Origin of the sequence: Streptomyces sp. NPDC051963 (assembly GCF_044593495.1) — a bacterium.
GTDB lineage: Bacteria > Actinomycetota > Actinomycetes > Streptomycetales > Streptomycetaceae > Streptomyces.
This window is the reverse complement of sequence record NZ_JBIUCC010000016.1, coordinates 91,877-109,878: the sequence shown is the minus strand read 5'-3', so window position 1 is coordinate 109,878 and position 18,002 is coordinate 91,877. Positions and strand designations below refer to the sequence as shown.

Annotated in this window: 7 protein-coding genes; all 7 read right to left on the bottom strand. The window is 72.4% G+C overall.

The features are described from left to right. Positions 1 to 11: 11 nt before the first annotated feature. The 7 genes from ACIHFB_RS43730 to ACIHFB_RS43700 all read right to left on the bottom strand — a co-directional run bounded on the left by ACIHFB_RS43730 (position 12) and on the right by ACIHFB_RS43700 (position 17,980). Entirely contained in the window at positions 12 to 1,619 is a 1,608-nt protein-coding gene (locus tag ACIHFB_RS43730) for a family 1 glycosylhydrolase (RefSeq protein ID WP_365284581.1), read from the bottom strand. 226 nt (positions 1,620 to 1,845) lie between these two features. Then, positions 1,846 to 3,039: a macrolide family glycosyltransferase gene (locus ACIHFB_RS43725; RefSeq protein WP_365287537.1), complete on the bottom strand. Its 1,194-nt coding sequence runs from the start codon at positions 3,037 to 3,039 to the stop codon at positions 1,846 to 1,848. A gap of 78 nt (positions 3,040 to 3,117) precedes the next feature. Next, positions 3,118 to 3,630 (bottom strand): DinB family protein, encoded by a 513-nt coding sequence (locus ACIHFB_RS43720; protein ID WP_400129769.1) that lies wholly within the window; start codon positions 3,628 to 3,630, stop codon positions 3,118 to 3,120. Positions 3,631 to 3,740: 110 nt separating this feature from the next. Then, complete coding sequence (locus tag ACIHFB_RS43715) at positions 3,741 to 4,259, bottom strand: DUF3291 domain-containing protein (RefSeq protein WP_365287541.1); 519 nt, start codon at positions 4,257 to 4,259, stop codon at positions 3,741 to 3,743. A 2-nt stretch (positions 4,260 to 4,261) separates the two neighbouring features. Continuing rightward, entirely contained in the window at positions 4,262 to 5,557 is a 1,296-nt protein-coding gene (locus ACIHFB_RS43710) for a cytochrome P450 (RefSeq protein WP_365287543.1), read from the bottom strand. 2 nt (positions 5,558 to 5,559) lie between these two features. Then, positions 5,560 to 6,432, bottom strand: a complete 873-nt coding sequence (locus ACIHFB_RS43705; RefSeq protein WP_365287545.1) for an alpha/beta hydrolase — start codon at positions 6,430 to 6,432, stop codon at positions 5,560 to 5,562. Then, a complete protein-coding gene (locus ACIHFB_RS43700; RefSeq protein WP_400129768.1) occupies positions 6,425 to 17,980 on the bottom strand; it encodes an amino acid adenylation domain-containing protein in 11,556 nt (3,851 codons plus the stop codon). The genes ACIHFB_RS43705 and ACIHFB_RS43700 overlap by 8 nt, the downstream gene beginning before the upstream one ends. Positions 17,981 to 18,002 lie beyond the last annotated feature (22 nt).

The following is an 18,002-nucleotide window of genomic DNA, read 5'->3' as shown; positions in this document are numbered from 1 at the left end:
AGCGCTGCAGCTCAGGGGTTGGCCGGCTCTGGAGTCAGGGGGCCCGTGCCGCCGTACTCCTCGCGGATCGCCTTGGACAACGTGCGCGAGCCCGCTATCTGCGAATAGACCGTCGCCGCTTCTGTGGGCGTGCGTTCCATCGTGGTGCGGTCGACCCGGTAGAGGCCGAAGCGGGCGCTGTAGCCCATGAGCCACTCGAAGTTGTCCATCAGGCTCCAGTGGTAGTAGCCGCGGACGTCGACGCCTTCGGCGCGGACGCGCTCGATCTGCTGGAGTGAGCGGACGGTGAACTCGGCGCGGCGCTTGCCGGATTCGGAGGCGATGCCGGACTCGCTGACCACGAGGGGGACGCCCGGGTAGCGGGCGGCGAAGTCCTTGAGGACCGGGTAGAGGCCGTCGGGGTCGGACTCGTAGCCCATGGCCGGCACGAAGTAGGAGTCGTCGAGCAGCGGCAGACAGGGCGCGGCACCGCAGACGTTGACGTCGATGACCGGCAGGGAGGGCGCCGCGTCGCCGGGGTCGGAGACTCCGGTGCGGTCGTACAGCTGGATGCCCAGCCAGTCCATGGTGTTCTTCCACTCGGGGTGGGCCTCGTCGGGCTTGCCGTCGAAGTCGGCGTCGAAGCTGCCCTTCCACAGCGAGTTGAGGAAGTTCAGCTCGAAGAAGTAGCGGAAGCGGTCGCGGGCGGCGATGTCGCGGGGCTCGGTGCTGATCTTTCCGTCGCGGACGGCGACGTACTGCTTGACGCTGGCGGTCAGGCCGACCGCGGAGTTGCGGCGGTCGCCGTCGGCGTCATGGCGGTCGTAGCGCTTGATCGCCTTGTACATGGCCGCGTGGGCGCTGATGTAGCTCCGGATGGCCGGCGCGAACTTGGTGCCGAAGTTGGTGGGCAGGTTGGCCTTGCCGGGCGGGCCTGCGCCGAAGGCGTGCGAGAACATCATGTAGACCATCGGCTCGTTGACCGTGGCCCATTCGTCGACGCGGTCGCCGAAGCGCTCGGCGAGCAGCTTGGCGTGCTCGGCCATCTCCTTGACGACCAGGGGGCCGCCCTGTGGGTGGTCCAGGCCGCACAGGTTGGTGTCGGAGGGGCCGTTGGTGCAGGCGACGTCCTCGGGGTCGTCGACCCAGACCGGGTTGGCGAAGTGGTGGACGACGATCATCGGGCGGATGCCGCGGTCGATGAGCGCGTCGAGCTGGTCGCTGTAGTGGTCGAGCGCGGCCTCGTCGATCTGGTTGCGCTTGGGCTCGATGCGGGCCCATTCGATGCTGAACCGGTAGGAGTCGACGTTGAGGTCGTCGAGCAGGCCGACATCCTCGACGGCCTTGCTGTAGCCCTGCACGCCCTCGCCGACGAAGGGGCTCCTGCCCATGCCGTCGGGGGCCGGCTGGGTCCACTTGTACCAGTCGGTCCGGGTGTTCTGGTCCTCGATCTGCGTGGCGGAGCTGGCCACACCGAATCGGAAGCTGCCCTTGCCGGAGGGTGCGGTCAGTGAGCCGATGCCGGCGAAACCGGTGCCGCGGTGGGCCTTTGACTCGGTGTCCGGGCCGGCCGCGGCGGCGACCGGGGTGAGCAGGCCAAGGGTCGCGACGACGCCCGCGATCTTCAGAAGTCGCTTCACGGTGCCTTCCAGGTGAAAGGAGACGGTGGAAACACGGGTTGCTCCGCATGAGGCATGAGGACAGTCCCCCGCACGCTGACACCCTCTGCTCCGCCGCTCGACACCCACTCGAACCTGCCTCAGCCGCACGAGGGCGGAGGAAGATGCGGGAAGGCCCACGAGGAGGGGCCCGCCACCCGGGACGTCCCGGGTGGCGGGCCCCTCCTTGCCGCCCAAGTACGGTCGGTCAGCGCTGTTCGGTCTGCTGCGCGAGGAAGGACTCGATGGCGTCGGCGGCGACGGCGGGGCCGTCGACGGCGCGCATGGTCTCGCCGAGAGCGGTGACACGCTCGGTCACCGCGGTGTCGCCCGCGACCTGGTCGACGGCCGTGCGCAGGCTCTCGGCGGTGACCTCCTCCTTCGCGAGGTGGCGGCCGAGGCCGAGTTCGCCGACGCGCAGGCCGTTGGCCCGCTGCTCGTTCATCTGCGGGATCACCACCATGGGCACGCCGTGGTAGAGCGCCTCCATGGTGCTGTTCATGCCGCCGTGGGTGACGAACAGGCGGGCGTGGCGCAGCACGTCGAGCTGCGGCACATGCCGGCGTACGTCGAAGTGCGGCGGCAGTTCGCCGAGTTCGGCCTGGTCGAGGTGGTCGCCGACGGCGATGACGACGTCCCAGTCGGTCAGGTCGCGGAAGGCCTCGACGGCCAGGGAGAAGAACTCCGGCCAGCCGGTGGCCGCGGTACCGAGCGAGATCAGCAGCACGGGCCGGCCGGCGGCGGCCGGCTGCCAGGTGCCCTGGAAGGAGCGGTCGCCCAGGCAGGGTCCGGCGAAGACGAACCGCTCGTCGAAGGTCTCCCCGTCGTAGTGGAACTCCCGGGGCATGAAGACGATGCCGCGCTTCTCGATGCCCTGGAAGAAGGCCATCGGGTCGGCGGGCAGCCCGAACTCCGGCAGCAGTGCCGCGAGTTTGCCGACCATGTCCATGACCTGAGGATCGGTGAATTCCGCGATCGGGAACCGCTCCTGAATGTTGAAGTGCTCGTTCCACGCGTACGAGGGGAACAGCCGGACCACCGGGATCCCGTTCTTCGAGGCGTGGAAACGGGCTCCCCAGGCCATGAAGTCATGGGCGATGAGGTCCGGCTTGTTCTTCTCGTAGAACGGACCCACCTGTTCCACCAGGGAGGTCGCCTCGTTCAGACAGCGCAGCCCTTCCCCGGCGTTCGCCTCGGCAGTGTAGGGGCTTCGGTAGAACTCACCGAAAACCGATTCGTAGACGACCGGCTCCGCGCCCACTCCGCGCACCGCAGGAACGAAATGCTCGGTCACGGTGCACGTCACCCGGTTTCCCCGCTTCACCAGTTCTTCCACCACGCCGAGCGTGGGGTTGACATGGCCGATCGCCGGGAAATTGAAAAAGGCGATGTGAGACGACATGAATTCTCTCCTCCGTGGCACGCCGAACGCTGCGGGTGAAATCCTTCCTCACCGTAGCAGCGCCCGGCACGGAGCGGTCTAGAAAGGAACGTGCTTGCCCAGGGCCACGCGCAGGCAGCCGACCTGCCCGCAGTGATAGGCGTCGTGCATCTGAATGATCGACAGGGCCTTTCCAAGATTCTTGAGCCGGTCGTCGCCGACGGGCTCGAGGGGGGATTCCTCGTCCAGGTCGGCCGGGGTCAGCCCGGCCACGAACTCACGCATGCGTGCGTGCACGGCCCGGTAGAGGTCGATCATCTCCTCGAGCGAGGGGCCGATGGACCAGTCCTGGTCGTCGTTGCCGGCGTAGCGGAGCGAGAACTCCTCGGTGACCAGGGACTGGGTGCCCTGGTGCAGGGTGGAGAAGTAGTCCGTGGCGCAGGTCAGATGGCCGAGGAACCACACCAGCGGCTTGTGCGGGGCCGGCGCGAGACGGGCGGTGGCGTCGTCGAAGTCCTCGGCGAGCTGCAGGACCATGCCGTGCGCGAGGTCGTAGCTGTGCAGGAGGTGGTCGGTGAGGGACTGCGGGGCCGCCTCGATGGTCGCGGTCATGTGCCGGACTCCTCGGTGTCGTGGTCAACTTCTTGCAGGCATCGTGACAATGAGTCCTCAAGCATCCCTCAAGGGATTCTCGAGCGGTTCTCGAGCTTATTTCTGCCGCTTCACAGACCGGGCGACGCGAATGCGCTGGTACCGGGATCCCGTATTGCCGCGAGCCGGTCCCGTGCCTCGTCGAAATCGGGCAGCTCCGCGGTCTCCTCGGATTCCCAGTGGCAGCCTTCCCAGTCGAACATGAGCTCTTTCACGCGGCGCGCCGCGGCCAGATGCGGTTTCGACTTCATGAAACCGCTCAGCGCCGCCATGTCCTCCCAGATACTGAGACTCCGTGTGCTGTTGAAATTGTTCTCGGATATGCCCAGGCATACGGCGAGCAGGCCGGGCCGCACATAGAGTTCCTTGAGAATGGCCTCGTTCAGCTGGATGGCCACCGGTTCGTGTCCCGGTTTCGGCCAGCCGACCGAGGTCGCGATGAGATGACGGCCGCGAATGGGTTCCCGCAGCATTCCCGTTTCCGGGTCCACGGCCGGGCCGGTCCAGGGCGCCACCACATTGAGGTCGGATTCGTCGCCGTCGGCGAATCCCTGCAGCGAGGTGGGGATCGGCCGCTGGTTGTCCGCCATGCTCAGTTCTCCTTGCGTCGTACGACAAGCCGCTTGATCTCGGCGGCCTGGAGGTGCAGGACGCCGAACTCGGGCCGCCGCACGACCTCCAGTCCGGCGAGGAGGGGGGCCACCGCCCGTAGGACGGCCCGCAGTTCGAGCCGGGCGAGGTGGGCGCCGAGGCAGATGTGCTCGCCGTGGCCGCCGAAGGCCACGTGGGCGCGCGCGTCGCGGGTGATGTCGAAGCGGTAGGGGTCGTCGAAGACGGACTCGTCGTGGTTGCCCGCCGGGTACCACATGGCGACGGTCTCGCCCTTGCGGATGCGCTGCCCGCCGATCTCGGTGTCCTGGCGTGCGGTGCGCACGAAGTTGACCGCGATGGACGTCCAGCGCAGGATCTCCTCCGCCGCGCTGTCTGCGAGCGAGGGGTCGTCGATGAGCTTGCGCAGTTCCTCCGGGTGGTCCAGCAGGGCCTGGATGCCGCCGGTGGTGGCGTTGCGGGTGGTGCCGATACCCGCGACGAGCAGGTTGAAGACGGTGTACAGGATCTCGTGGAAGGCCAGCGGTTCGCCGTCGATGCGGGCCTGGGCGAGCCGGCTGAGGACGTCCGTGCCGGCGCCGTCGATCTGCGCCATGCGCTCCTGCACCAGGTTCGCCACATAGCCGTTGAGGGCGGTCATGTTGCGGGCGAAGGTGGCCTCGGCGTCCTCGCCGTCGCGCTGGTTCTCCGGGTCGGCGGCACCGGTGGTGCCCTCCGTCCACTCGAAGATGTCGTCCCAGTCCTTCAGCGGGGCGCCGACCAGCTCGCAGATCGCCGCGACCGGCAGCCGGGCGGACAGATGGCGGGCCACGTCGGCCTCGCCGCGCTCGTCGAGCCGGGCGGCGAACTCGGCGACGTATCCACGGGCGAGCTCGTGGAAGCGCTCCTCCAGTTCGGCGATGGCCTTCGGGGTGAAGCAGGGGGCCATCACCTGGCGCAGATGGCGGTGGCCGGGCGAGTCCATGTACGACAGCGCCGGCGGCAGGTCGGGGCCGTGCCCGAACATCTGGGCACGCTGTTCGAGCTGGATCTCGAACATGTCGACGGCCTCGGGGGTGTCGAGGGTGACCCGCTGGGCGCTGGAGAAGATCTTCGGGTTGCGGGAGACCCAGGCGATGTCCTCGTGCCGGGTCAGCACCCAGAACGGCTCGAAGCCGGGCCGCCGGTACCAGAACACCGGTGACTCGCGGCGCAGCAGGTCGAACTCGTCGTACGGGTAGCCGCCGCGGGTGCTGTAGGCGGTCTCGTCGGTGATGTCGAGGGTGTCGGTCGTGAGCATGGTCATCGGTCCTCAGGCTCCGGCGTGTGCTCGTTCAGGAAGGAGGCGATCGTCGCCACGGTGGCTTCGCGACGGTCGGCGCCGGCGTGGCCGGCGTCCAGGATCCGGGCGCCGGGCACCTCGTCGGCGAGGCGTTTGGCCAGGCCCTCCGGGTGCAGCGGGTCGGAGCCGGACAGGATCAGCAGCGGACTCCCGAGGCTCGCCGGCCACTGTTCGGGCACGGAGAAGTACGGCGAGCCGGCGGGCCAGATGCCGTCGCGGAAGCGGACGAGGGCGACGATGTAGCGCTCGCGGCGCAGCGCCGTGAGCTCCTCGCGGAACGCCGGGTCGGCGGCGAGCCGCGCCGCGTAGGGACCGGCGCCCGGGTTGCGGGCGAAGTCGCCGTCCGGCTCGGCGGCGGCGATGACGCCGGCGATGCCCTCGGCGCGGGCGTGCCGCATGGGCTCGTCGTAGGTGCCGAGGAAGTCGCCGGGGGTGTTGGTGCCGTCGAGGCCGACGGGTCGCTCGGCGACCACGGAGCGCACCCGGGCGGGGGCGTCGTGGGCGAGCCGCCAGGCGACGGCGGTGCCGGTGCCCGCGGCGACCACATGGGCCTCGGCGGCGCCGGCGTCGTCGAGGACGGCGACCAGGTCGGCGGCGTGCTCCGGGTAGGAGAAGGGCGCGAAGGGGGCGGCGGACGAGCGGCCGGTGTGCCGCAGGTCAACGGTGATGACCCGGAAGCGGGCGGCGAGTTCGGCGACCGGGTGGTAGAAGTTCTCCTCCCAGCCGGCACTGTCGCCGCCGGCCGGGCCGTCCGCCAGGAGCAGCACGGGGAAGCCCTCCCCGTGCACTTCGTAGTGGATCCGCGCCCCGTCGGGGCGGACTGTCTCAGGCATGGGGTTCCTCCACGGTTGTGATGAGCCTGATCACGTCGGTGAGCCGGTCCGCCATCGCCGGTGCGTTGACGATGGGCGCGGCGTGGGTGCCGTCGATGCCGGTGCGGGTGAAGGGGCCGTCGGTCAGCTCCTGCCACACCTGCATGGCCCCGGCGGGCAGCACCGGGTCGTCGCTGCCCTCGACGGCGACGACGGGCACCCGCAGCGGGGGCCGGGTGACGCCGCGCAGGACGCCGCGGTGGCTGTCTGCGAGCCGGGTGTCGGCGCGCAGCCGGTCGACGTACTCGGCGAGGAGTTCCTCGCTGTCGAGGATCTGGTCGGGCAGCAACCCCCGGAAGATGTCGGCGAGTTCACCGAGGGTCACGGCGTCGAAGTCGCCGTCCGCGGTGAGTTCGGCGAGCCGGGTCAGGCCGGGGGTCGGCGCGGCCAGCGGCGGCAGCGCGCACGCGGCGACGAGGGCCAGCGGCGGCACGCCGGGGCGGTGGGCGAGGCGGTGGGCGACCTCCCAGCACAACCATGAGCCCTGGCTGTGCCCGTAGAGCACGAGGGGTGCGTCGAGCACGGGGGCGAGGGCGGCGACGACCTGGTCGGCGACGGCCATCATGTCGGTCATGGCGGCTTCGCCGGCCCGGGCCTCACGGCCGGGCAGCTGGACGCCGACCAGTTCGACGTCGTCGGGCAGATGGGGCACCAGCGGGAGGTGGCCGCCGGTGGTGCCGCCCATGCCGGCCACGCACACGACGCGTGCGCGGGGCTGCTCGGCGGGCTTGAGGACCCGCAGCCAGGGACCGGGACCGGCCGGGGCGGTGTCCTCGACGCCTTGCAGGTCCTGTAGGAGCCGGCCGGCGATGCCCGCGCAGTGGGCGTGCTTGAGGATCAGCTCGGTGGTGACCGGCAGGCCGGTGCGGCGGATGAGCTGGTTGCGCAGGGTGACGGCCATCAGAGAGTCCAGGCCGAGCTGCGGCAGCGGCTGCTCGCCGGGCACGTCGGCGGCCGTGAGGCCGAGCACGGCGGCGATCTCGTCCTTGACCAGATCCGTTACGGCGTCCAGTCGTTGGCCCTCGTCGAGTCCGGTCAGCCGGTTCCGCAGGGCGCGACCGGCCTCGGCGTCCCCGGCTGTCTCCTGCTCCGGCTCCGGGCGCGCCTCGTCGATGCCGTCGAGCAGCGGGCGCGGGCGGGCGGAGCGGTAGGCGGGCGCGAACGCCGTCCAGTCGATGTCGGCGACGCCGAGTGCCACGCTTCCCGCGCGCAGCGCCAGGTCGAGGGCGTCGAGGGCGCGGGCAGGCGGCATGGAGCGCAGGCCGCGCGAGCGGGCCGCCTTCTCGGCCTCGGCGGACACCATGCCGCCGCCGGCCCAGCCGCCCCAGTGCAGCACGGTGGCGGGCAGCCCGCGGGCGTGACGCTGTCGGGCGAGGGCGTCGAGGGCGGTGTTGGCGGCACCGTAGGCGGCCTGACCGGCGCCGCCCCAGAGGCTGGCGCCGCTGCCGTAGAGCAGGAAGGCGTCGAGGTCGTACCCGTCCAGCGCCTCGTCGAGGTTCCGGGCGCCCAGCACCTTGGCGGCGATCTCGTCGGCGGCCGCCTCAGGGGTGAGATCGGCGAGCGCGGCCATACGGGAGACCCCGGCGAGGTGGGCCACCACGGTCAGCGGCCGTTCGGTGTCTGCCGCGCACTGCGCGACCAGCGCGGCGACCTGCTCGCGATCGGTGACGTCACCGGCCGCCAGGGTCAACTGCACGCCCCGTTCGGCCAGTTCAGCGGCGATTTGCTCGGTGTCGTCGGAGGCGCCCGCGCGCCGCGAAGCCAGCACGATGTGCTGCGCACCGCGTTCGGCGAGCCTGCGTGCCAGGTGCAGGCCGAGGGCGCCCCGGCCGCCGGTGATCAGGGCGGTGCCGCGAGTGGTCCACTCCCCGGCCGCGCGGGGCGCGGTGCGCCGCAGCCGTCGTACGAAACGGCCGTCCGCGCGCAGCGCGCCCTGGTCCTCGTGGTCGCCGCTCGCGAGGGCGGCCACGACCTGTCCGGCCCAGCCCTCATACGGCAGGGTCGCGAGGTCGAGGGTGCCGCCCCAGCGCAGCGGGTCCTCCAGGCCGGCCACCCGGCCCAGCCCGGTGACCAGCGCGGCGGCGGGGTCGGGGGCACCGTCGGCCGCGTCCACCGCGACCGCACCTCGGGTCAACGCCCAGGCCGGAGCGGCGAGTTGGAGTTCACCGAGGGCCTGAAGCAGCGCCAGGACGGCGAGCAGACCGCGGGTGGTGCCGCCGGGCCCGGTGGTGGTGTCGAGGGAGGCGAGGGTGAGGATCGCGTCCGGCGACTCGGGCAGCGCGGCGAGCGCCTCGGCGGCGGCCGCGCGGTCCGTGGTGCCGGGGACACGGTGAACCGTCCGGGTACCGGCGGCACGCAGGGCCTCCGTCAGCGCATCGGCAGCGTCCTCCTCGCCGTGGGAGGTGACCAGGACGACGGTGCCGGGGGCAGCGGAGCCCGCCGGAGCCACCGGCTCCCAGGTGTCCTCGTACAGCCATCCCGCGACCTTCTCGTCCGCCCCCTGCCTCCGCCACCAGGCGTTCAGCAGCGGCAGCAACTCCTCGATGCTGTCGTGCAGTTGCTCGGGCGCGGCCAGCAGCTCGGCGATGCGAGCGGGCTCGGCGTCGCCGACCGCTTCCCAGAACGCGCGGTCCACGCCGGCGTCCCGGGCGGCGCGCGGCTCCTCGATCCAGTAGCTCTGCCGTTGGAAGGCGTACGTCGGCAGGGGCACGACCCGGCCCTCGGGCAGGGCCCGCGTCCAGTCGACCGCGTGGCCGTGGGTGTGCAGCACGCCCAGGGCGCGCAGGAGTTCGGAGCGTTCGCCGTGGCCCCGGCGCAGTGTGCCGGCCACGACGGCCCGCTCGCCGCCGCCCTCGGTCAGCGCCATCGCCAGCACCGGGTGCGGGCCGACCTCGACGAACACATCGTGTCCGGACTGGAGCAGCTCCTGCTGAGCGAGGTCCAGGCGGACCGGTTCGCGCAGGTTGCGGGACCAGTAGCCGGCGTCCAGGGCGGCGCCGTCCAGCAGGGCGCCGGTCACGGTCGAGAAGAACGGGACGGTCCCCGACTGCGGGGCCAGGCCGGCCAGTTCGGCCTCCAGCGCGGGCAGCAGGGCGTCCATGTGGTGGCTGTGGGAGGCGACCGGTGCCTCCAGCTTGCCGCAGACCACATCGTCGTCGTCCAGTGCGAAGAGGAGGTCCTCGATCGACTCGGCGGAGCCCGAGAGGGCCACCGACGACGGGGTGTTCACGGCGGCGACGGACACGGTCCCGCCGTACGGGGCGATCCGTTCGCGCACCTGCTCCAGCGGCAGTTCCACGACGGCCATCGCACCGACCCCGGCGACACCCTGCAGCGCGCGGCTGCGGACGGCGATGATCCGCGCGCCCTCGGCGAGGGTGAGCGCCCCCGCGACGACCGCGGCGGCCACCTCGCCCTGCGAGTGACCGACCACCGCGGCCGGTTCCACGCCCAGTTCGCACCAGGCCGCGGCGAGGGAGACGTACATGGTGAACATGACCGGCTGGTTCACGTCCAGGCGGTCCAGGGTCAGCTCGGGGGCGGCCCGGCCGAGCAGGACGTCGGTGACCGACCAGCCGGTCAGCTCCGCGAACGCGGCGTCGCACTCCCCCACCTTCTCGGCGAACGCCGGGGATTCGGCCAGCAGTCGACGTGCCATGCCGTCCCACTGGGCGCCCTGCCCGGGGAAGACGAACACGGTGCGGCCCCGCGCACGAGCCGTGGCCTCGGTCAGCGCGGCGTGCGAGCGGCCCTCGGCGAGCGCGGTCAGCGCCTGCACCAGCTCCGGCACGTCCGCCGCGGCGACGGCGGCCCGGTGGGCGAAGTGGGTACGCCGGGTGGCGACGGTGACAGCGACGTCGCGCAGCGCGGCGGAGGGGTTGCGCTGCAGCCAGTCGGCCCAGCGGGCGGCCTGCTCGCGCAGCGCGGTGTCGTCCCGCGCGGACAGCACCACCGGCAGAGCGCCCTCGGCCGGGGCCTGTTCGTGCCGCTCGGGGGCCTGTTCGAGGATCACATGGGCGTTGGTGCCGCCGATCCCGAACGAGGACACCCCGGCCCGCCGTGGCCCGTCCTCCTGCTGCCAGGGCTGGGTCTCGGTGTTGACGTGGAAGAGGCTCGGGTCCATGCCCATCTCGGGGTTGGGGTGCTCGAAGTTGAGGCTCGGCACCAGCTCCCCGTGGTGCACCACGAGCGCGGCCTTGATCAGCCCGGCGACGCCCGCGGTGGCGTCCGCGTGCCCGATGTTGGTCTTCACGGAGCCGATCGCGCAGGGTTCCTCGCGCTCGGCGGCGCCGAACACCTGCTGCAGTGCCTGCACCTCGATCGGGTCGCCGAGCGCGGTGGCCGTGCCGTGCGCCTCGACGAACCCGATGGACGCGGCGTCGACGCCGGCCACGGCCTGCGCCTCGGCGATGACCAGGGCCTGGCCCTGGACGCTTGGCGCGGTGAAGCCTGCCTTGTCGGCGCCGTCGTTGTTGACGGCGCTGCCGCGCAGCACCGCGTACACGGTGTCCCCGGCCTCGATCGCGTCGGAGAGCCGGCGCAGCGCGAGGATGCCCGCGCCGCTGCCGAAGACGGTCCCGGCGCCCTTCTCGTCGAAGGCCCGGCACTTGCCGTCGGGCGAGACGACCAGGCCTTCCTGGTGCACGAAGCCCTGCTTGAGCGGGATGGTCAGCGAGGACGCGCCGACGAGGGCGACGTCGCACTCGCCGCGCAGCAGGCTCTCGCGGGCCAGGTGGGCGGCGACCAGGCCGGTGGAGCAGGCGGTCTGCACGGTCAGGGCGGGGCCTCGCAGGTCGAGCTTGTGCGCGACCCGGGTGGCGAGGTAGTCGCTCTTGCCGCCGATCATCGAGCGGTAGAAGGACGACAGGTCCTCGGCGGGCTGCTGCGGGTAGCCGCCGAATCCGGTGCCGCCGAAGACGGCGACCTTGCCGTCGAAGGCGCGCGGCACGATGCCGGAGTGCTCAAGGGCCTGCCAGGCGCACTCCAGGAACAGCCGGTGCTGGGGGTCCATGACCAGCGCCTCGGCGGGCGAGTAGTCGAAGAACGCGGCGTCGAACAGGTCGGGGTCGTCGACGAGGCCGCGGGCGCGCACATAGTCCGGGTCGGCGAGTTCCTCCTCGGTGGCGCCGGTCGCGCGCAGTTCGTCGTCGGTGAAGCGGGTGATGGACTCCACTCCGCCGCGCAGGTTGTGCCAGAAGGCGTCCAGGTCGGGTGCGCCGGGCAGCTTGCAGGCCATGCCGACGATCGCGACCGCGTCCTCGCCGTTGCGTTCGCGCCGGGCGGCGGCCTCCTGGCGTACGAGGGTGGTGGGCGAGCCGTCGCGCAGGAACCCGGCCAGTCCGCGCACGGTCGGGTAGCGGAAGAGGGTGGACAGCGGGAACTCGCGGCCCAGGCCCGCACAGATGATCTTGTGGGCCTGAAGGGCCGTCATGGAGGTGGCGCCGAGCTCGAAGATGCCCTTGTCGGGGTCGATGCGGTCGCTGCCCAGCACCTCCGCCCAGGCCCCGGTGATCAGCTCCTCGAGGTGGTCGCCGCCCGCCGCGACGGGCACGGCTCGCGAGAGCGGGGCGTCGAGGGCGAGCAGCGCGTTGCGGTCGACCTTCTTGTTCGGGGTGTGCGGAAGTTCGTCCTGGCGTATGAGCCGGGCCGGGACCATGTAGGCGGGCAGCCGGTCGGCGAGCAGCAGGCGCACGTCCTCGTCGGCGACTGTGCGGGAGGTGGTGTAGTACAGGCACAGCCGGGGGTCGCCGGGGATGTCCTCGCGGACCACCGCGGCGGCCTCGGTCACGCCCGGGTGCTCGGTGGCGACGGCTTCGATCTCGCCCAGTTCGATGCGGTGCCCGCGCAGCTTGATCTGTGTGTCGACGCGCCCGCAGAACTCCAGGCTGCCGTCGGCGCGGTAGCGCACCACGTCGCCGGTGCGATACATCCGCCCGCCGGGCAGGAAGGGGTCGGCGACGAAGCGTTCGGCGTTCAGTTCGGGCCGGTCGAGATAGCCGCGGGCCACCTGGAGTCCGCCGATCCACAGCTCGCCCCGGGTGCCGCGCGGCACCCGCCGCCGGCCCGCGTCCAGCACGTACAGCCGGTTGTTGGCCAGGGGTTCGCCGAGGGCGACCTCACCGGGCAGCGCGTCCCAGGCCGCCGACCACACCGTGGTCTCGGTCGGCCCGTACATGTTCATGACCTGCGGGCACAGCCTCAGCAGCTTGCGGGCCAGCCCTCGGTCCAGGGCCTCGCCGCCGACCAGCATCCGCTCCAGGCCCTGCACCAGAGCTCGTCCGTCGGCGTCCGCGAGCAGCATCCGCGCCAGCGACGGGGTGCACTGCAGATGGGTCGGCGCGTACGGCAGGTAGCCCGCCCAGGAGGCCGGACCGCCCTGGGCGACGACCACGCGGTAGCCACGGGTGAGCGTCCACAGCAGCTCCAGCGTGGAGATGTCGAAGGACAGGCTCGTCACGGCCAGCCAGGTGTCGCCCGCGCCGCCGCCGACACGGTCGTCCATGGCCGTGCAGAAGTTCGCGAACTGCGCGTGCTCCAGCTGCACCCCCTTGGGCAGCCCGGTCGACCCGGAGGTGTAGATCACATAGGCCAGGTCCCGCAGCCCGGGCAGGGCGAGGTCCTCGGGAAGCGTGGTCTCGTCGGCGGCGGGCAGCGCGTCGGCGAGCAGCACCTGGATACGGTCGTCGGCGATCTCCCCGGCGCCGTCCCGGGTGGAGACGACGATCCCGAGCCCGCTGTCGGAGATCACATGCTCCAACCGGGCCTTCGGGTACTCCGGGTCCAGCGGCACATACGCGCCCCCGGCCAGCCAGGTCGCCAGCACAGCCACCACGAGGTCGACCGAGCGCGGCAGATGGATACCGACCAGGCTCTCCCGGCCGACTCCGGCCGTCCGCAGATGCCCGGCCATCGCCCAGGCGCACGCCAGGAGTTGGCGGTACGTCATCGTCGTACCGTCCGCGACGAGTGCGACCGCGTCCGGGGCGGTGCGGGAGCGCGCCACGATGCGCTCCAGGGCGCCGGGCACGGTCACGGCCTCGGCGGCGGTGCCACCGTGCTCCTCCAGCCACGCCAGTTCTGCGGTGTCGAGGACGGTGAGCTCGGCGATCGGGCGGGTGGCGTCGGCGGCGATGTCCACGAGCAGTGCGTGCAGGCCGGCGACCAGCCGCTCGGCCGACTCGCGGTCCAGTACGCCGGTGAGGAACTCCAGTTCGCCGCGGATGCCGCCGTCCCGGCCCGGGGCGAGGATGAGGCCGACGTCCGCCTTGGCGACCCCGCGCGGACCGCCGCCGACGGCACCGTCCTCGGCGGGCACCCAGGCATCGGCGCCCTCGCCGAGGACCGGCAGGTCGGAGGCCCGGTAGTTGAACAGGGCCCGGAACAGCGGGTTCTCGTCGCCGGTGCGGGTGCCGCCGGCGGTCTTCACGATCTCGGTCAGCGGCACGTCCTGCCGCTCCAGCAGCCCCAGCACCCGCGATGCCGTCGCCGCCAGAGCGTCGGTGAACGCCGGCTCGCCGGTCAGGTCCACGCGCAGTGGCAGCGTGTTGACGAGGAACCCGGACAGGCGGTCCACGCCCGGCAGCTGGCGGTTGGCCCACACCGTGCCGAGTGCGAAGTCGTACGACCCGGTCGTCCGCGCCAGCAGCACCGCGAACGCGCTCGCGTACACGGTGTACGGCGTCACCGAGGCGTCGGCTGCGATCTCCTCCAGGCGGGCGTGCAGGCCGGCGGGGAAGGTGAAGGGCACGGTGCCGCCGGTGCCGCCGGTGGCGGGCGGGAGGTCCAGACGGCCCATGCCGTCGAGTTCGGCGCCGAACCGCTCCAGGGCGGGCGTGAAGTGGCCTTCTGCGAGGGCGCGTTGCTCCCAGGCCGCGTAGTCGCCGAGGTGGAAGTCCCCCGCGTCGGTGGCCCGGCCGTGATAGGCGTCGTACAACTCCCTGGTGAGCAAAGTGAGCGACCAGCCGTCCGTGACGGCGTGGTGCAGATTCAGGCACAGCAGCGGGCCGTCGGACGTGTCGAGCAGGGCGCAGCGCAGGAGGCTCCGGCCGCTCAGGTCGAAGGGCGCGAGCTCCTCGTGTCGCAGCCGCTCCTCGATCCCGCCGCCGGTGAGGTCCTCGTGCACGAACGGCAGCTCGTAGGTGTCGTGCACGACCTGCACCAGCTCGCCGTCACGGCTCTCCAGGCCGGTGCGCAGGGCCTCGTGACGGTCCATCACCTGACGCAGGGCGTCGGCGAGGCGGACCGGATCGAGCAGCTGGGCGGGGCGCAGGACGAGAGGACTGTTGTAGCGGGGGTTGCCCGGGTCCATCTGCTCCAGGAACCACAGGCGTTTCTGTCCTTCGGTCGCCGGGTGCGTGTCGCGGTGCTCGGCTCGCGTCAGGGGCGGGGCGGTGGTGGCGAGGTCGAGGTCCAGGGTCAGCAGATGCCGAGCGATGTCCTGGGGGGTGGGGTGCTTGAAGGCGAGGTTGGTGGGCAGGGCGGTGCCCAGAAGTTCCGCGAGCCGGTTGCGCAGCTGAAGCGCCATGATCGAGTCGAGGCCGAGCTCGGGGAGGCGCTTGCCGGCCGGCACCGGTTCGGCGGCACCGAGCACGGCGGCCGCCTCTTCGGCCACGGCCCGGGTCAGGGTCTCGGCGCGGTCGGCCTCGTCGAGGCCGGCGAGCCGGGTGCGCAGGACGGCCATCGGCGCCGCGGCGGCCGTCTCCTCCCCGGCGGTCGTGCGGACCACGGCGGCGGACCGGCCGACGACATCGGTCCAGTACGGGCGACGCTGGAAGGCGTACGTGGGCAGTTGGGCAGCGCGCTCGAGCGGCAGGGTGCCGAGGATGCGCTCCCAGTCCACCGCGCACCCCTGCGCGTGCAGGCTGCCCAGAGACCTGAGGACCTGGCCCAGGCCGCCGTGCCCGCGGCGCAGGCTGCCGGCCACCGCGCCCTGCACATCGGCGGTCGCGCCGGTCAGCGCCATGCCGAGCACGGGGTGCGGGGAGATCTCCACGAAGACGTCGAACCCGTCGGCGACCAGGGCGGCAAGGGCACGGTCCATGCGGACGGTCTCGCGCGCGTTGCGGCACCAGTAGCTGCCGTCCAGGGCGGTGCCGGGCAGTACGGAGCCGGTGACGGTCGAGTAGAACGGCAGCTCTGAGTCGACGGGCCGGAACCCGGCGAGTTCCTCGGCGAGCCAGGGCAGCATCGGGTCGATGTGCGCGCTGTGCCCCGCGGTGTCGGAGGCGATACGGCGGCTGAAGACGTCCCCGCCCTCCAGGCCGGCCAGCAGCGACTCGACGGCGTCGACGTCGCCGGAGACCACCGCGGACGCCTCGGTGTTGACGACGGCGATCGACAGCGCGCCGCCGTAGGGGGCGATCAGCTGTTCCACCTCGGCGACCGGCAGTTCCACCAGCGCCATCGCGCCCCGGCCGCTGCACTCGCGCAGCTGGCCCTGGGAGCGCAGCGCGGTCAGCCGGGCGCCGTCGACCAGCGACAGGGAGCCCGCCACGACCGCGGCGGGCACCTCGCCCTGGCTGGAGCCGACGACCGCGGCGGGCTCGACACCGAGCGAGCGCCAGACCGCGACCAGGCCGATCATCACCGTGAACAGGGCGGGCTGAAGCACGTCGATGCGCTCCAGGTTCAGCTCCTCGTCCGCGGTTCCGCGCAGGACGTCCAGCACGGACCAGCCGGTCCACGGCCGCAGCGCGGCGTCGCACTCCTCGGCCGCGGCACGGAACTCCGCGCTCTCGGCGAGGAGTTGACGGCCCATCCCCACCCACTGCGAACCCTGTCCCGGGAAGACGAAGACGGGCTTGCCGCGCTCCTGGGCCAGGCCCGTGACGACGGCGGTGTGCGCGGCGCCGTCGGCGAGCGCGCGCAGCGCCTCGGCGGCCTCGGCCGGGCCCTCGGCCAGCACGCAGGCACGGTTCTCCAGGTGCGCGCGGGTCAGGGCCGCGGTGCGCACGGTGTCGCGCCAGGGCGTGGTGGTGCCGTGTTCCTCCAGCCAGCCGGCCCAGCGGGCGGCCTGGTCGCGCAGCGCCTGCGGCCCGTGGCCCGACAGCAGCAGCGGATACGCGTCCGCCTCGACACCGGGCGTACCGGGCTCGGTGGACTCCGCGGGTTCGGCGGGCGGCGCTTCCTCGACGACGACATGGGCGTTGGTGCCGCTGATGCCGAAGGAGGAGACACCGGCCCGGCGGATGCGTTCGCCGCGCGGCCAGGGCCGCGGCTCCCGCAGCAGGGCCAGCCCGCTGCTCTCCCACGGGATGTGCGGGCTCGGCTCGTCGGCGTGCAGGGTCTGGGGCAGGGTCTCGTGCTGGAGGGCCAGCACCATCTTCATCACCCCGGCCACGCCCGCGGCGGCCTGGGTGTGCCCGATGTTGGACTTCGACGACCCCAGCCACACGGGCCTTTCCGCGTCCCGCCCCGGTCCGAAGACCTCGGCCAGTGCGCCCGCCTCGATCGGGTCGCCGAGCGGGGTACCGGTGCCGTGCGCGTCGACGGCGTCGATGTCCGCCGCGTTGAGCCCGGCGGCGGCGAGCGCGTCGCGTACGACCCGCTGCTGGGCGGGCCCGTTGGGTGCGGTCAGGCCCTGGCTGCGCCCGTCCTGGTTGACGGCCGAGCCGCGCACCACGGCCAGGATCCGGTCGCCGTCGCGGCGCGCGTCCGAAAGACGCTTCAGTGCGAGGATGCCGACACCCTCGGACCAGATCGCGCCGTCGGCACCGGCCGCGAAGCTCTTGCAGCGCCCGTCGGGCGCCATCGCGCCGAGCCTTGAGGACTCGACGAACATCGCCGGCGAACTCATCACGGTGACCCCGCCGGCCAGCGCCAGATCGCACTCCCCGGTGCGCAGCGCGGCCAGCGCGGAGTGGATCGCGACCAGCGAGGACGAGCAGGCCGTGTCGATGGTCAGGGCCGGGCCCTGCAGACCGAGCGCGTAGGAGAGGCGGCCGGAGACCACGCTGCCGGAGATACCGGTGCCCTGATAGCCGTCGAGCACGCCGAGGGGGGCGTTGCCGGTGTCGTAGTCGGAGCGCATGCAGCCCAGGTAGACGCCGGTGCGGCTGCCGGCGAGGGCGTCGGGGCGGATCCCGGACCGCTCCAGCGCCTCCCAGCCGGTCTCCAGGACGAGCCGCTGCTGCGGGTCCATCGACACCGCCTCGCGCGGCGAGATCCCGAACAGGTCGGCGTCGAACTGCTCCAGGTCGTCGAGGAACCCACCCTCCCTGGCGTAGCTCTTGCCGACGGCCCCGGGGTCGGGGTCGTACAGGTCGAGCCCGTCCCAGCGGGCCGGGAGCGGGCCGATGGCGTCGCGGCCCTCGGCCAGCAGCCGCCAGTAGTCCTCCGGGGTGCTCACCCCGCCGGGCAGCCGGCCGGCCATGCCCACGATCGCGGCCGGTTCGTGCAGCCGCTCCTGAAGCTCGGCGTTGCGCTGCTTCAGCTGGAGGACCGCGGCCATTGCCCGCCGCAGCCGGTCCTCGTTGGCCTGGGAGTTCGCCTCGGCGTTCATCTCCGCCATCCGTCTCGCATCTGGTGTGGGT

Excerpts from the sequence above, each read along its gene's own strand:
- ACIHFB_RS43725 (WP_365287537.1), bottom strand. The coding sequence starts at position 3,039 with ATGTCGTCTCACATCGCCTTTTTCAATTTCCCGGCGATCGGCCATGTC.
- ACIHFB_RS43720 (WP_400129769.1), bottom strand. The coding sequence starts at position 3,630 with ATGACCGCGACCATCGAGGCGGCCCCGCAGTCCCTCACCGACCACCTC.
- ACIHFB_RS43715 (WP_365287541.1), bottom strand. The coding sequence starts at position 4,259 with ATGGCGGACAACCAGCGGCCGATCCCCACCTCGCTGCAGGGATTCGCC.
- ACIHFB_RS43710 (WP_365287543.1), bottom strand. The coding sequence starts at position 5,557 with ATGCTCACGACCGACACCCTCGACATCACCGACGAGACCGCCTACAGC.
- ACIHFB_RS43705 (WP_365287545.1), bottom strand. The coding sequence starts at position 6,432 with ATGCCTGAGACAGTCCGCCCCGACGGGGCGCGGATCCACTACGAAGTG.
- ACIHFB_RS43700 (WP_400129768.1), bottom strand. The coding sequence starts at position 17,980 with ATGGCGGAGATGAACGCCGAGGCGAACTCCCAGGCCAACGAGGACCGG.